Raw genomic sequence first — 15056 nt, forward strand, 5'->3', positions numbered from 1 at the left:
GTTTAAATTTTACGGAATATTGCTTTTAAACTGGTTTGGAAAGACGCTTCGGCGTCTTTTTTATTTTCTATCGCCGAACTGTACAAATTTATCTTGACCTTGGAGCTTACTCTAAGGTTTATCCTTAGCAATAGGTAAATCACCGATACCAATAAGGAAAAAATTATGTGTACAAAACATCAAGGTTGCCAATCTAGCAAAATCAAAGCTGTGGTGCCGCTTGGTGCAAGCGAGTCATGCTGTGCGCCAGTAAAATCTTCGCTCAATATCTCTCAGGCCAGTGTTGATGTTTCTGAAAGCTCTTGCTGTAGTGGAGGAGGCTGCAGCGTTGACACAGGCGAGGAAGACGATCCCACAAGGGAGAGTAATTCCTCCGTTCGGAACGCTTGGCTTGTGTCAGGTATGGATTGTCCATCTTGTGCGCAAAAGCTTGAAAAAGCCATTACGTCTTTACAAGGCGTCAGCCAAGCCAAGGTTTTGTTTGCAACAGAAAAACTGGTCGTCGATTTTGATGGTCTAGAGCTGATAGCTACGATAGAGCAGACAGCCCAAAAAACGGGTTTCCCGCTCTCTTCACTGGATGCTCCAAAACCAATCACTACAAAGAAAGGCTGGCTTGGCGTCATAAGAGACAACATCCAAATTCTCTCGATTGCTGGTGCAATGGCTACTGCGGCAGTAATTTCTAAGATCGACCCTCAAATAAGCGCTTGGTTATTCACTTTGACGTGTTTACTTGGTTTATACCCAATCGCGCTCAAAGCATTTAAGTTGGCGCGTAGCGGTACGCCTTTTGCGATTGAAACGTTAATGAGTGTAGCGGCGCTCGGCGCTTTATATTTAGGTGAAACCGCCGAAGCCGCAATGGTGTTATTGCTTTTCCTTATTGGTGAAAAGTTAGAAGCATATGCATCATCTCGCGCGCGAAGCGGTGTCCAGGCGTTAATGGACTTAGTCCCAGAAAATTCAATTTTAATAATTGATGGTGAACGTAAAGAAGTACCAGCTGCTCAGCTTAAACCAGGGGATATCATAGAAGTCGCCCCCGGAGGTCGTTTGCCTGCCGACGGTGTTTTGCAAGATGCGCTTGCGAGTTTTGACGAAAGTGCGTTAACGGGAGAATCTGTTCCCGTTGAGCATCAAACCGGTGGCAAAGTGATGGCCGGGGCTGTGGTTGTCGATAAAGTGGTTCGTTTACAGGTGACTTCCCGTCAGGGCGAGAATGCGATAGACCGAATTCTTCATTTGATTGAAGAAGCAGAATCCCGTAAGGCACCATTAGAACGCTTTCTTGATAAATTTAGCCGTTGGTATACGCCACTAATGATGTTGGTGTCTCTGATGGTTATCGTTACACCGCCATTACTATTTGCCCAACCGTGGGAAACGTGGATCTATCGAGGACTCGCCCTGCTGTTGATTGCTTGTCCATGTGCATTAGTAATTTCAACACCTGCGGCGATCACTTCTGGCTTGGCGGCAGCGGCTAAGCGGGGCGCATTGATCAAAGGTGGAGCGGCGCTTGAGTTGCTTGGCAAGGTTGAGTCTGTCGCATTTGATAAAACTGGGACACTGACGCAAGGTAAACCAGAAGTGACTGACGTCTTTGCTTTTGATATGGATGAAGACAAGTTACTTAGCCTAACTGCGTCAATCGAGGTTGGTTCAAGTCATCCTCTAGCGGTTTCTTTAGTTACCAAAGTGCAAGAGCAGGGGCTTACTATTCCTGAAGCGTTGGATAAAACCGCGCAAGTAGGCTCTGGTGTCACTGGTTACGTCGATGGAAAAATGGTCCAAGTGGTCACGCCTTCAAAGGCAGACTTTCCACTTTCTCAAGAAGCCAAAGAGCAAGTGGTTACGTTGGAACAACAAGGTAAAACGGTTGTCATTGTGCGTTTCGATGACGAGGTCATTGGCGTGATCGCATGGCAAGATACATTGCGCTCAGATGCCCAGCAAGCCATCGCAATGTTGAAGGAACTTGGGGTCACGTCGGTGATGCTAACGGGTGACAACCCGAGAAGTGCAGAAGCAATGGCAAATAGAATAGGCTTGGATTATAAAGCGAGTTTGTTACCTGCAGACAAGGTGCATTACGTCGAGAAGCTATCACAACAACATACCGTTGCGATGGTGGGAGACGGTATCAATGATGCTCCAGCCATGAAAGCTTCGAGTATCGGCATTGCGATGGGAGGCGGTACGGATGTTGCGCTCGAGACTGCTGATGCGGCGTTAACACACAACCGTTTGATTGAGCTACCTGCCATGATAGAACTGTCGCGTGCGACGCTAAGTAACATTCGTCAGAATGTCGCGTTAGCGCTAGGTTTGAAAGGTGTATTCTTAGTGACAAGTTTACTTGGTGTAACTGGGTTGTGGGTTGCTGTATTAGCCGACAGTGGTGCAACAGCACTGGTGACATTGAATGCGTTGAGATTACTTCGTTTTGAGTCCAAGCAGATCAAATAACTGACCTAACCATTGATCCCACTCATTAATAGCCCGAGGCATTCGTGTATCGGGCTTTTTTTAACCGTATTCACCTGATGCGATCAGACGTTTTTCTCGTCCTTGAAATCACGCATTGCTATGCAACAAAATGATCTAATGCCCCTTAAAGTGTGATCAATACCAGTTTTGTTTGAAATTTCATTTTCATTACATTTTGTCATTGTGATTGTGATCACTCTATGTTGGTGAAAGGTTCGCTACAGTGCATCTGTACCCAATAACTGATTAATGAGCTTATTGTTCATAAAATAAGCCACAATAAGGAGCGACTTATGTCTCAAGCTGTATTCCATTTAGGTATTACTGAAGCTGATCTTAATGGTGCGACTCTAGCGATCATTCCTGGTGACCCAGCGCGTGTTCAAAAAATCGCAGAACAAATGGAAAATCCAGTATTTCTAGCAAGCCATCGTGAATACACGCTATACCGTGCAGAGCTAGACGGTAAACCTGTTGTGGTTTGTTCTACAGGTATTGGTGGTCCTTCTACCTCTATCGCAGTTGAGGAATTGGCACAGCTTGGTGTTCGCACTTTCCTACGTGTTGGTACAACGGGTGCAATTCAACCGCATGTAAACGTGGGTGACATGATCGTAACGACGGGGTCAGTTCGTCTTGACGGTGCGAGCCTACACTTTGCTCCTATGGAATTCCCAGCAGTTGCTGACTTTGAAGTAGCAACCGCAATGAAAGCAGCGGTAGAAGAGTCTGGCGCTACAGTTCACATGGGTGTGACTGCATCAAGCGACACGTTCTACCCTGGTCAAGAACGTTACGATACGTTCTCTGGTCGTGTTGTTAAGCGTTTCCAAGGCTCTATGCAAGAATGGCAAGACATGGGCGTACTTAACTTCGAGATGGAGTCTGCAACACTGCTAACAATGTGTGCGAGCTCTGGTTTAAAAGCGGGTTGTGTGGCTGGTGTTATCATCAACCGTACACAAAAAGAGATTCCAGATCATTCAACTCTGAAAGAAACGGAAGCGCGTTCAATTAAAGTGGTTGTAGAAGCAGCGCGTAAAATGCTTTAAGCCTCTATAGTTGGCATTTAAACAAACAGAAAAAACCAGAGGCTAACCTCTGGTTTTTTTCTACTTATAGAAATGCGTACAGCTAAAATTTAGGTATAAAAAAAGCAGCATTAATGCTGCTTTTTATCGTTGTGAATTTTAGCTTTTCTTAATGGCACTATATCTCGTCTGAACCGCCCGCGTCTTTAAACCAAGCCGTTAAGTGCGTTCTTAAATCTTTAAGCTCATCAGGGCCAATCAGGGCTAGCCCTAAGTCTTCAGCACGAGTAATGTCATTGTGACGAAGAGGACGGAAGCTCACCAACATTGCGCGCGCTTGCAAGCCACCTAATAGATCGCGAAGCGATTCTAACTTATATAAAGTATCGTCGCCGTCATCTCTCATGCCTTTGGTTTTGCACTCGATGATGTGCAGCTTGTTGTTTACAACTGTTGCGACATCTAACTCATTGCGTACTTCACTTTCACCAAGTTTACGATAAACCTGAACATTTAACGATCGATCTTGGATCGTCGGCATGGTGTCTTGGATTTGCTTCACGGTGCTGTGAACCAAAGTTTCTAACCACTCACCGTTTGAAAAGCGTCGAGCATCTTCATCTGCAAACGTTAAAACGCCATTCTCATAGGTGGCGATTTCTGCTTCTACTAAATCTGAAAGCAACATGTTGAGCTCACGGTAGCCCTGCTGTTTTTCGGAGAGCTCGACATCAAGCTTTTGTTCTTTGCGGCATGTGGTTGCAAGGTAGTTAAGTGTTGCTAGACCTGGCCCAAGCTCAAGCGCATTTGAGGCCCATCGTTCACCAAGTTCATACAATTTTTTATCAAGAAGAGGTGGTAAATCAACGTGGTGAAACTCGCCGCGTGCACCAAAGATAGTGAGGTAATCTGCAATCGTAATGTGATCTTCGACTTGGGTATCTTCTTTGCCATCAGGGTATAACCAACAAAGCTTATCGCTACTAGGCTCAACCACAAAAATTGGCCAGCGATAGGTACGGAAAACTTCGTACACCGACAACAAGCGATGACGAAGACCACAGCTCGCGTTCAATTTTACATCTTCGCCGCGTTCATGAAGGTCTTTTGCCAGTTTTTGAATTGCTTGTTTGATCAGAGATGTATTAACAGCGGATGGAATTTCAAAAAATTCAGAAGTAATTTCTCGTTGAGCTAAAACGGCACTCAGTCGGTCAAATATATCTAACTGGCTCTTGTCTCCGATGAAGACGATATGTGTGCTTAGCGTACGATTATCTAATAGAGGAGTGACCAATCTCACTGGGTCTTGGTCGATAATACCAACATGAACAGCCATAGATTTTCCTTTTTATGAGGCCGCTCGAAAAGAGTTGTGCAAGGGGATGAGCTGGCCTTATTAATCATATGTAGACATGGCCGACAAAAAACAAGGGCGACTTAACAAAAAGTCGCCCTTATACAGTTGATTGCACTAATTAATGCTCTTAATTATAAAGTATTTATAACTTAAAGCGGTGGACCAATTCATTTTGCTGATGAGCCAAGTGGGTCAGTGATTCACTGGTTTGTGCGATACTCGACATGGCTTGGAAACTTTCATCGGCGATGCTGTTGATATCTTCGATGCTGCGAGCAATGTCTGTTGATGTTTCACTTTGCTCTGCTGCTGCTTGTGAAATGTGCGTACTCATTTGGCTGATCTCAATGATTAGCGCCTGGATCTCTTCCATTGAGCTGTTCGCTTTTGACGCTTGCTCAACCGACATCTCCATATCGCTCATACAGCTTTGTATGACTTGGTTTGCCGATTGTGAGCTAGATTGCAGATTACTGATCATGGATTCAATTTCAGTGGTTGATTGAGTCGTTCTTGATGCGAGTACTCGTACTTCATCTGCCACTACCGCGAAGCCGCGACCTTGTTCACCAGCGCGAGCCGCTTCAATTGCCGCGTTCAATGCCAGTAGGTTGGTTTGCTCCGCAATGTTGCGGATCACATCAAGGATAGACCCAATTTGACCACTCATCTTTTGTAGCTCAGAAACTGCGGAGACCGATTCGTTCAAACGTGTTTCTAGTTGATTAATGGTTGAGATGTTACTGCTCATAACATTTCTGCCTTCTTCAGAGGCAGATTCGACGCGTTGCACCATTTCTAGCGAGCCTTGCGCACTTTGCGCGACTTCCTGCACTGAATGAGACATTTCTGTCATCGCGGTAGCGACGTTTGCCGTTTGTTCGCGTTGAGAGCTCAATTTAATTTGTGCTTGCGAAGAGGTGCGTTCGTTGGTTGTCGCGGTTGACGATAGGTTTTCTGACGCTTCGTTGAGTTTCACCAAGATCTCGTGAAGGTTGTCGGCGAGTGAGTTAATGTGTCCACTCACACGGCTGAATTCGTTGTTATAGCGAATATCGATACGCTGTGTCATATCACCTTCAGTCAGGCCTTCTAACACTTTTAGAATACGAGTCAACGGCTCGCGAACGCTTTGTGCGATGTGGTAGCCAATCGCTGTCGCGAGTAAAACGACAATAACGCCAATGATGATGGCTTTCGTTACACCGGCCGAATATATGTCACCTGCATCTGCCAATGATTCATTGAGCTTATCTGTTGCGGTTGTCGTAAATTGCTCAAGAATCGCCATGGTTGAATCCACTTTATTTGCTAGGTTGGCGATATTGTTATACAAAGCGGCGCGAGCATTGAGGTAATTATTATGTTGGTCTAGCACACCGCCACGCATACCGACGTCACGAGTAAATTGCTCTACAGATTCGCCAAATGCTTTTTCTAGCTCAGGAAGCTGAGTCACCAACCCGCGGAATGCGTAATTCAAGTGCGTTACTGCTTTGCGGTTTTTAGCTACGGCTTGCGTAACAAACTCAGGGTTGGAACTGGCGAGGGCATCAGAGGTAATTACTTCGGCATCTTTTAACTTGATAAAGTAGCTCTTTGCCATGACTTTGACAGAAATGCTGGTTTGATCTGCCACATATTCTTTAAGACCAACCGAAAGTTCGGTATTCAGTTTTTGGAAGCGGCGTGAGGATTTTTGCACTTCTTCTTGAGCCGCGAACATTGCTTCGTAGTTGTCCATGGCCTCTAGAGCTTCTGTAAAATAGCTCTGCTCTAACGTTTTTAACTGTGAAAACGGTTCGGCAAGAGAAGGGTAGATTTGGCTTGCGGTTTTCAGTTGAGCCAATGTGGATTCGAAGCGCTGTTGAGATCTAGCAAATTCCTGACGCATTTCATCCATGCGTTGTTTATTCTCTGTTGTCAGGAAGTCTTTAAATGATTTGTCGGCAGAAAGCAGCTCAACACTGGTTTGATTAGATAACGATACCAACGGTAGGGATGATTTAGATACCGTGCCAAATTTTCCGTGAATATCACTCATTCCTCCCATCATAATGGCAATTGTGACGGCAAATAGGATGATGATCAGTGCAAAGCCGGCATACATCCTTTTAATAACTGAACCTCGCATAAGTGAGTTTCCTCTCCCAAAAATAGACAAGCTACCCAAGCATTTTTGAGTTTACTTGGGTATAAAAATAATAATTGTCTTAAAAAAGTAACAAAATTCATTGGATTGTATTCAGTTTGTGACGCGCATTTTATGACGCACACGACAAAAAAAGCCTCGTTAATTAGCATTTGATTAATAATGTTAAGTGAACACTGTTTTTATTGAGCTCCGCTTTTGGTTGGCGCATACTAATTGGGGTCTAATTACGTTTATAAAATGGAGTCCTCATGGCGGAAGAAACGATCTTTAGTAAAATTATTCGCAAGGAAATCCCTGCCGATATCCTTTATCAAGATGATTTGGTGACTGCGTTTCGCGACATTAACCCTCGCACACCAAGCCATATTCTCATTATTCCGAATAAACTGATCCCAACAACGAATGATGTAGAAGCTGAAGATGAAGCAATGATGGGGCGTTTGTTCACTGTTGCTAGAAAGTTAGCGAAAGAAGAAGGTATTGCTGAAGACGGCTATCGCCTAATCGTTAATTGTAATCCACATGGTGGCCAAGAGGTTTACCATATTCACATGCACCTACTAGGCGGCCGCCCTCTAGGTCCAATGGTATTGAGCTAAGCTTTTAAAAGTGGGTGGCGATTCACCCACTTCTTTTTCCTGTCGAATGACACATTTGTGGAGATAAATGTGAAACTAGGTGTAAAGCTGTTAGGGCTGATGAGCTGGGCTTTAATGGCCTCTGGCTGCGCGAATTTATCTGCGGGCAATCTGTTTAGCCATTACAGCAACCAGAATCAAGAAGTTTATCAAGCCGTTGTTGCAGGGGAATATGCCAAAGCAAAACAACTTCAATCAAGTGAAGTGGGTGGCGAGATACTTGGCAATTTTGAAAAAGGTCGTATCTCTTTTCTTGCTGAAGATTACCCGACAAGTTTGAATGCGCTAGAAAGCAGCGATCGTGCCGTACGTGTCCAACAAGATCGAGCGACGATATCTGTGTCAGACACGGCAACGAGCGTCGGCTCTCTCGCAGTGAACGACAATCTCCAAGACTATCATCCCGCCGATTACGAACTTGGCTTTTTGCACCTGTATCTAGGACTAAATTACTTACAGAAAAACGATTTAGAAGGAGCACTAGTTGAAGTGCGTCGAGCTAATCAAGTTCAGGAAGCGGCAAGAAAGGCGCGTGAAAAAGAGCTAAAAGCAGCAGAGAAAGACCTTAACAAGCAAGGCATGTCTGCCAATTTAGGCAGTGTGTTAGCGAACTACCCTGATGCTGGTAAAAAACTAAGCGCGGTACAAAATGGTTATCTGTTCTATCTTTCTGGCTTGTTATATGAAGCGTCGCGAGACTTAAACAGTGCTTATGTTGATTACCGACGAGCACTCGCTGTAATGCCAGACAACAAGCAAGTTGTGGAAAGCACCTTATACGCTGCTAAGAAGCTGGGCATGCGTGAAGACTTGCGCATGCTAGAGAAGCGGTATGGCAAAGCACCTTCTGGATTAACTCAGTCACAAGGGCGAGTCATCGTTATTGATGAGCAGGGTGTTGTTGAGGCGATGAAAGGGTGGCGTATTGATTTACCGATTTACGACAGTCGCGATAATGGCGCGATTTATTCGTTGGCGCTTCCTTATTATCAGAACCGAGGTGCTCAACGTTTTAGCGATGTTGTTTTAAATGGTCAGGTATTGCCTTCCAGTACGCTGACTGATGTTAATGCGATGGCGCAAAACGCTCTTAATGAACGTCTTACTACAATAGTGATCCGTCAAGCTCTTCGTGTTTGGGCAAAAGATCGAATCCGAAAAGAGGCGGCGAAAAAAGGCGATGATGTGGGCAACATACTTTTCAATGTATGGAACACATTGACCGAACAGCCAGATACGAGAAGTTGGCAAACATTGCCAGCGCAAGTGAAAACGGCTTCAAAAATCGTGAAACCGGGAACACAAAGTTTAAACTTGGGTGATCAAACCTATCAGTTTGAAGTGCCTGCACAGCAGACTACATTGGTATGGGTATCTCGTCAGGGAGCACACTCAACCGTGTGGCATAAACAGCTAGGGAGACTGTAATGAAAGCATGGCTTGTTTGTTTAGCAATGGCTATTGGTTTAGTTGGATGCGCCGAAAACACGGCTGGTATTCGAATTGATGGCCAAACGCAAAAAGTATTTTTTAATGATAACGTTTTAGGTAGTCGCTTATTAGTTGACAACATCACCACCACTTACGTTGATGATCGCCCACGAGGAGTCGTGCAGCTGAGTAGCAATTACAAAGGTGATCAGCACATTCTTTACCGATTTTATTGGTATGACAACAATGGTTTAGAAGTGAATACCAAACCTGGTCCGTGGCGAAAAATGATTGTGCGAGGATTTGAGCAAGTCACGTTATCTGAAGTTACTGTGAATCCAAATGGCACAAAATTCCGTGTGCAAATTAGAGAAGCACAAGACGATTAATCTTAACGGCTCTGCCGAAGCTGCCGCGCTAACGATGCGCTGGTATTGAAAAACTAAGGAACTCTCATGAAAAAAAGTATTATTGCTCTTTTAGGTCTTGCCGTCATTTTAGGTGGCTGTTCTAACAAAGTCTCTTACGGCGATGCGCAAGCAACAGAAACCACGACTATCGATTTTGGCTCAACAGATTTACAAAAAATCGCGGCTGAAATGGTGGATAGCATGATGATGTCGGGCTCTGTAGCAGCAATTACTCGTGACCAACGTCCTATCGTTTTTGTTGAGCGAATTAAGAACAAAACCAGTGAACATATTGACACTGAATCCATTACTGACACGATCTCTACTAAGATGTTGAACTCAGGTAAGTTCCGTTTTGTTGATATGGATCGTGTTGAGTCTGTGCGTGAACAACTTAACTTCCAAAACACGGATGAGCTTGTTAACCAAAGCACAGCTATCCAATTTGGTAAAATGGTTGGTGCTCAATACATGCTTTACGGCAACCTATCTAGCATTGTGAAAAATGCAGGTAGCGATAAAGATGTATACTACAAGATGACCATGCGCCTAATGGACCTAGAAACAGGTTTGATTGAGTGGGCGGATGAAACTGAAATTCGTAAAGCGCAATCTAAGAGCCTATTCGGTCTTTAATCGAACAGGGTGGAGAAGTCATCAATGGCATGGTTTTCTTGGCAACAAGCAAAACAGTTAGATCCGAGTCTTAATGCTCTCGATGGCTTCTTTACGGAGCCTCCGGTAAAAGTACAAACTGTTACCGGGGGGCTAACCAACCGCTGTTGGCGGTTGGAATCTTCTCAAGGCCTTGCATACATCTGGCGACCGACCAGTCATGTCTGCAAGGCTTTTTCAATTTCTCGTCACAGTGAATATCAAGTGCTGAATGCAGTCTCTTCATTGGAAATTGGCCCCAAGCCAGTTTTTATTCATGAGCAAGGGTTGCTGGTGGAATGGATAGAAGGAGAGGCTCTGACGGAGTCAGGCTTAGCACTAAGCAATTTATTATCCATTGCGGCGAAGATTCATCAATATCCGATAAGCGCAATTCCTTTGGTTCCATTTTCATATATTTCTCGCATCGATCATTATTGGCTTGAGCTTGGTGGTCAGTATGTGGGGACGGAGTTTGAGGCTTTGTACATGAAGTGGCGCACGGAACCGAACGTTGCACCTGTTCCGCTGGCCCTATGTCACTTCGATCTGGGGTGTTACAACCTAGTGCGAGGAGAGAATGGGGTGAAAGTCATTGATTGGGAGTATGCCGGGATTGCTGACCCTAGGCTTGATTTGACCTTAACTATTCAGGTCGCGAATTCGCCTGTGGAAGAAGCGGTAAAGCAGTATTGCCAAATTCGAGGTGTCGAAGATGTGTCTCTTTGGCTGAGAGGTGTAAAAGCTTGGCAACCAAGAACCTTGGTGATGGCGATGCTCTGGTATCTACTTGCCTATAAATTGTGGGGAGATGAACAATACTTAAACAGTGCGTATGAGTTGAAAGGCTCATTGTGTATGGAAGATCACTGTTTTGAGAACTCGTGATATTTTCCCCTTTAACAGTAAGGAAATAGTGGTAGTTTTAATAAAAGTACCAGATACACACAGGGAGAGGTACACATGATTATTTACTTACACGGCTTTGACAGTACAAGCCCGGGTAACCACGAAAAAGTTCTTCAACTGCAATTTATCGACGACGACGTTCGTTTTATCAATTACAGCACCCTTCACCCAAAGCACGACATGCAACACTTGTTAAAAGAAGTGTCTAAAGTTATCGATCAATCTGATGACCCAAACCCGTTAATCTGCGGGGTTGGTTTAGGTGGTTACTGGTCTGAGCGAATTGGTTTTCTATGCGGTATCAAGCAAGTGATGTTCAACCCGAACTTGCACCCAGAAAAAACGATGGCTGGTCGAATCGATCGTCCAGAAGAGTACGAAGATATCGCAACAAAATGTGTTGATCAGTTCCGAGCGAAAAATCAAGCTCACTGCTTAGTGATTCTCTCTAAAGATGATGAAGTGCATGACAATTCGAAAACGGCAGCTGAGCTAGAAAAACACTATCAAATCATTTGGGATGAAACTCAGTCTCATAAGTTCAAAAAAATCTCTCATCATTTACAAGCGATAAAGGCATTTAAAAATACTTATTAATGTTGAGTGTAGACAGTAAAGCGGCGTTTTTATCGGCTGCTTTGCTGCGATTCCTTCTCTTGAGTATGCCGAGCCACTGTCTCTTTGAAAGGCACATTTTCTTGGTTTAACGCTTTGAATATTGTGTTCTCCTTACCGTTTTCTTACTTCCCTCCTATGTAGCACGAACACCTTGTTGTAGAGTAGTCGAAAAGTAGTCAATCCGTACTCGTTACACGGATTTTGGTTGCCTTCAAAGTTGGTCTCTATATAATGAACCGGACTAAAATAATTTGATAAATATCAAAAAAAATTGAGAGCGAGTAATAAACTTGCCCAAAAAATTCTGGCGTCGTATGCGTACCAGATAAACATGCCAAACCCTGACAAGTCATTGATAGATAAAGAATCAAGGTGAGTGGCAGTTTTTTAATCCAAGTAATTGAGACACCTCTAAGAACCAAGAATTCATCGGTTGGATGGATGCCACAAATATTTGTGAGTCATGCATCGAGCTGAACCCCATATATTCATTTTTGTAGAGGAAAATCATTGTGACACGCATTATCGTTGTAGGCGGCGGTGCAGGTGGTCTTGAGTTGGCAACTAAGCTTGGTCGAACTCTAGGTCGCAAAAACCGTGCGCAAATTACGCTAGTCGATCGAAAAGCGAGCCACTTGTGGAAGCCATTATTGCATGAGGTTGCTACAGGTTCTTTGGACGAAGGAGTAGATGCACTGAGCTATCGAGCTCATGCAAAAAACCACAGCTTCGACTTCCAAATGGGTAGCCTTCAAGACATCGACCGTGAACGTAAAGTGATCATCTTAAGTGAGCTTAAAGACGAACACGGTGAACTTCTTATGCCAAGCCGTGAGCTAGAATACGACATTCTAGTGATGGCGATTGGCTCGACATCAAACGACTTCAACACGCCTGGCGTTCGTGAAAACTGTATTTTCCTAGACAGCCCTGAGCAAGCACACCGTTTCCGTACAGAAATGAACAACGAGTTCCTAAAGCTGCACGCGAAAAACGGTAACGGTACGGTCGATATTGCGATTGTTGGTGCTGGTGCAACTGGCGTTGAACTATCAGCTGAGTTACATAATGCTGTTAAAGAGCTGCGCACTTATGGCTTCGGTGATCTTGATTCTAGCAAGTTGAACGTCAATCTGATTGAAGCAGGTGAGCGTATTTTACCAGCGTTACCTCCACGTATTTCTTCTGCTGCTCATCAAGAGTTGGTGAAGTTGGGCGTAAACGTGCGCACCGCCACTATGGTGACTAAAGCTGAAAAAGATGGCCTTACTACAAAAGATGGTGAGAAGATCCCAGCTCAAATCATGGTTTGGGCTGCGGGTATCAAAGCTCCAGACTTTATTAAAGATATCGCTGGCTTAGAAACGAACCGTATCAATCAGCTTGTAGTGAAAAACACACTACAGACAACACGAGATGATGACATCTTTGTTATTGGTGACTTAGCACAATGCACCCAGTCTGACGGTTCGTTCGTGCCGCCACGCGCTCAAGCTGCACACCAAATGGCAAGCCAGGCATTTAGTAACATCGTCGCGAAGATCAACGGGCGCGAGTTGAAAGACTACGTATATAAAGATCACGGTTCATTAGTGTCTCTAAGTCGCTTCTCAACCGTTGGTAGTCTGATGGGGAACCTAACTAAAGGGTCGATGATGGTAGAAGGCCGTATTGCTCGTGTCGTTTACATCTCATTGTATCGCATGCACCTAATGGCGTTGCACGGTGTATTCAAAACCGGTCTGATGATGCTCGTCGGCCGCATTAATCGCGTGCTGCGTCCAAACCTTAAGCTGCACTAAGGTTTTAAATCCACTCTGTGTGGATGTGTTGTATCTTAAAAAATGCAGAAGCCACCGCAAGTCGGTGGCTTTTTGTTTATGTTAGATCTGTCGGTAAAAGTGAGAACACAACGCCATCTTTAGGCTTACCCTGAAAAATAAACCGGTTTCTGGCGATGGCTTCTTTTTGTGCACCGACGGACTCAATTAAGGCTTGGCTAGCTTCGTTGTCGGGGTCACAAACAATCTCTAGTCGAGTTAAACTTAGCTTTGCGAAGCAGAATTCTGCTAAGGCTTTAACGGCTTCTTGGGCATAGCCTTGCCGTTGATAGCGGTCGGCAACCCAGTAACCAATACTCGCCATATTAAACGTATGATATAACTCATTAACCGCTGCCATTCCAACCAAAGTGTTACTTTGCCGCTTATAGATACCGAAACCAAAAGCCTCAGTTTTGACCCAGTTAAGACGGGTTGCCAACAGAAAGTCCTGCGCGGTTTTCAATGTGACGTTTTTATCACACCAATCAAGCCATTGGTGCAGCGAAGGGGATTCTGCAAGTAATCGTTGTAGTGAATGTGCTTCTTCAGCAGGGATGAGCTTGAGCGCTAAGCGGGGCGCAATGATTTCAAAGTCTGGACTCATGAACTAATACGACTTCCATGTTGAGTGTAAGTAAATTGAAAGCTGTCTATTTATACTTGAACGCAGCTATTTTCCTTGCTCTGCGTTGGTTAGGAATAATTGAGGTATAGCAGATAAAAACAAAGCGCAGCTTTGCTGCGCTTTGTCGAACCGCTCGTGCTTATCGAACCCGACGAACTTGAATGATCATACCCATCAACGGGTTATCTAGGTAATGAGTCTCGCTGCTACGCATACGACGTTTTTGATCCATTCGATAACTCTTCAGGAATTTCTCTTCGGTTACTGTCGGCGATATTTCTGCCAAGTTACCGACTTGGACGTTACCATCTACTTCACCTAAGTCATCCGCCAATTGCTCAGTTGAGGTTGGTTCAAAACGCACCTCTCTAACACTTGGTTCGCGCAGATCTAGTGTTGTTTCGGCGAAGAGGTAATGCTGTACGTATATTTGGAATCGACCATCTAGTTCATATAAAGGGCCATTGACCGTCTCTTCACTGTAACCGTCGCTGGAAAATGTTTGATTGCCATTGATTGGGCGGCCATCTGCTTGATAAGAATCAGAGAAATCTCGCCCGCCAACGATGCGGAAAATTGGGGCGCTAGATTTACCTCGGTCACCTTGACGCCAGGCTACGTGTTTAAGCACTTTAAAGCCGGCATGATTATTTAGTGCCGCTTCTTGCGCGTTGAGACGGAAAGAAGAACTTGGCAAAAGTGTCACGCCTTTAGAGCGGCGGTAGGATTCACTCTCTAGGCTACCGACATTTTCCATATCGATTTTTGGCAGTTGATTCGGCCAAGATTCTGTTGTGCTTTCAGCGTCGACTGCTCGCTTGAAAATGATCACTTCAATATCAAATTGGCGCTGTGCCCAAGAGGGCATTGAGACACATAGAAGCAATAACGGGATCAGTATTCTCATTC

General features: G+C 44.6%; 13 protein-coding genes. 9 read left to right on the top strand and 4 right to left on the bottom strand.

Annotation, left to right across the window (positions count from 1 at the left end):
• Window positions 1-165: 165 nt before the first annotated feature.
• Both R7M92_RS05715 and udp read left to right on the top strand, forming a co-directional pair.
• A complete protein-coding gene (locus tag R7M92_RS05715; RefSeq protein WP_213868313.1) occupies window positions 166-2472 on the top strand; it encodes a zinc/cadmium/mercury/lead-transporting ATPase in 2307 nt (768 codons plus the stop codon).
• A gap of 314 nt (window positions 2473-2786) precedes the next feature.
• Window positions 2787-3545 carry a uridine phosphorylase gene (udp, locus tag R7M92_RS05720; RefSeq protein WP_017820007.1) on the top strand — a complete coding sequence of 253 codons (759 nt, stop codon included), beginning with the start codon at window positions 2787-2789 and terminating at the stop codon, window positions 3543-3545.
• Between the two features lie 157 nt (window positions 3546-3702).
• Here the strand turns inward: udp and R7M92_RS05725 are convergent, their stop codons facing one another.
• A complete protein-coding gene (locus tag R7M92_RS05725; RefSeq protein ID WP_064353735.1) occupies window positions 3703-4863 on the bottom strand; it encodes a DUF1887 family protein in 1161 nt (386 codons plus the stop codon).
• Between the two features lie 163 nt (window positions 4864-5026).
• A complete protein-coding gene (locus tag R7M92_RS05730; RefSeq protein ID WP_086046599.1) occupies window positions 5027-7018 on the bottom strand; it encodes a methyl-accepting chemotaxis protein in 1992 nt (663 codons plus the stop codon).
• 269 nt (window positions 7019-7287) lie between these two features.
• Between R7M92_RS05730 and hinT the strand changes: the two genes are divergently transcribed.
• The 7 genes from hinT to R7M92_RS05765 all read left to right on the top strand — a co-directional run bounded on the left by hinT (window position 7288) and on the right by R7M92_RS05765 (window position 13501).
• Window positions 7288-7638, top strand: coding sequence for a purine nucleoside phosphoramidase (gene hinT, locus R7M92_RS05735; protein WP_005378473.1), 351 nt, complete (start codon window positions 7288-7290; stop codon window positions 7636-7638).
• Between the two features lie 69 nt (window positions 7639-7707).
• Window positions 7708-9105: a hypothetical protein gene (locus tag R7M92_RS05740; protein ID WP_318132936.1), complete on the top strand. Its 1398-nt coding sequence runs from the start codon at window positions 7708-7710 to the stop codon at window positions 9103-9105.
• Window positions 9105-9497 (top strand): YcfL family protein, encoded by a 393-nt coding sequence (locus R7M92_RS05745; RefSeq protein WP_005378469.1) that lies wholly within the window; start codon window positions 9105-9107, stop codon window positions 9495-9497. The genes R7M92_RS05740 and R7M92_RS05745 overlap by 1 nt, the downstream gene beginning before the upstream one ends.
• 66 nt (window positions 9498-9563) lie before the next feature.
• Entirely contained in the window at window positions 9564-10154 is a 591-nt protein-coding gene (gene lpoB, locus R7M92_RS05750; RefSeq protein WP_005378467.1) for a penicillin-binding protein activator LpoB, read from the top strand.
• 24 nt (window positions 10155-10178) lie between these two features.
• On the top strand, window positions 10179-11060 hold the full coding sequence (thiK, locus tag R7M92_RS05755; protein ID WP_149191934.1) for a thiamine kinase: 882 nt from the start codon (window positions 10179-10181) through the stop codon (window positions 11058-11060).
• 75 nt (window positions 11061-11135) lie between these two features.
• The gene (gene ycfP, locus R7M92_RS05760; RefSeq protein ID WP_005378464.1) at window positions 11136-11678 is read left to right on the top strand and encodes an alpha/beta hydrolase YcfP; all 543 of its coding nucleotides are present in this window, start codon (window positions 11136-11138) and stop codon (window positions 11676-11678) included.
• A gap of 533 nt (window positions 11679-12211) precedes the next feature.
• Complete coding sequence (locus tag R7M92_RS05765) at window positions 12212-13501, top strand: NAD(P)/FAD-dependent oxidoreductase (protein WP_005378463.1); 1290 nt, start codon at window positions 12212-12214, stop codon at window positions 13499-13501.
• Window positions 13502-13577: 76 nt separating this feature from the next.
• On the opposite strand, the gene R7M92_RS05770 is transcribed toward R7M92_RS05765, so the two are convergent.
• Together R7M92_RS05770 and R7M92_RS05775 are read right to left on the bottom strand one after the other, a co-directional pair.
• A complete protein-coding gene (locus tag R7M92_RS05770) occupies window positions 13578-14126 on the bottom strand; it encodes a GNAT family protein (RefSeq protein ID WP_318132938.1) in 549 nt (182 codons plus the stop codon).
• A gap of 160 nt (window positions 14127-14286) precedes the next feature.
• On the bottom strand, window positions 14287-15054 hold the full coding sequence (locus tag R7M92_RS05775; RefSeq protein WP_021707672.1) for a peptidoglycan binding protein CsiV: 768 nt from the start codon (window positions 15052-15054) through the stop codon (window positions 14287-14289).
• Window positions 15055-15056: the final 2 nt, after the last annotated feature.

Origin of the sequence: Vibrio sp. Vb2880, from assembly GCF_033337975.1 — a bacterium.
Taxonomy (GTDB): domain Bacteria; phylum Pseudomonadota; class Gammaproteobacteria; order Enterobacterales; family Vibrionaceae; genus Vibrio; species Vibrio alginolyticus.

What these genes read in the sequence shown, in the direction of transcription:
- R7M92_RS05715 (WP_213868313.1), top strand. Translation starts at nt 166, where the DNA reads ATGTGTACAAAACATCAAGGTTGCCAATCTAGCAAAATCAAAGCTGTG.
- udp (WP_017820007.1), top strand. Translation starts at nt 2,787, where the DNA reads ATGTCTCAAGCTGTATTCCATTTAGGTATTACTGAAGCTGATCTTAAT.
- R7M92_RS05725 (WP_064353735.1), bottom strand. Translation starts at nt 4,863, where the DNA reads ATGGCTGTTCATGTTGGTATTATCGACCAAGACCCAGTGAGATTGGTC.
- R7M92_RS05730 (WP_086046599.1), bottom strand. Translation starts at nt 7,018, where the DNA reads ATGCGAGGTTCAGTTATTAAAAGGATGTATGCCGGCTTTGCACTGATC.
- hinT (WP_005378473.1), top strand. Translation starts at nt 7,288, where the DNA reads ATGGCGGAAGAAACGATCTTTAGTAAAATTATTCGCAAGGAAATCCCT.
- R7M92_RS05745 (WP_005378469.1), top strand. Translation starts at nt 9,105, where the DNA reads ATGAAAGCATGGCTTGTTTGTTTAGCAATGGCTATTGGTTTAGTTGGA.
- lpoB (WP_005378467.1), top strand. Translation starts at nt 9,564, where the DNA reads ATGAAAAAAAGTATTATTGCTCTTTTAGGTCTTGCCGTCATTTTAGGT.
- thiK (WP_149191934.1), top strand. Translation starts at nt 10,179, where the DNA reads ATGGCATGGTTTTCTTGGCAACAAGCAAAACAGTTAGATCCGAGTCTT.
- ycfP (WP_005378464.1), top strand. Translation starts at nt 11,136, where the DNA reads ATGATTATTTACTTACACGGCTTTGACAGTACAAGCCCGGGTAACCAC.
- R7M92_RS05770 (WP_318132938.1), bottom strand. Translation starts at nt 14,126, where the DNA reads ATGAGTCCAGACTTTGAAATCATTGCGCCCCGCTTAGCGCTCAAGCTC.
- R7M92_RS05775 (WP_021707672.1), bottom strand. Translation starts at nt 15,054, where the DNA reads ATGAGAATACTGATCCCGTTATTGCTTCTATGTGTCTCAATGCCCTCT.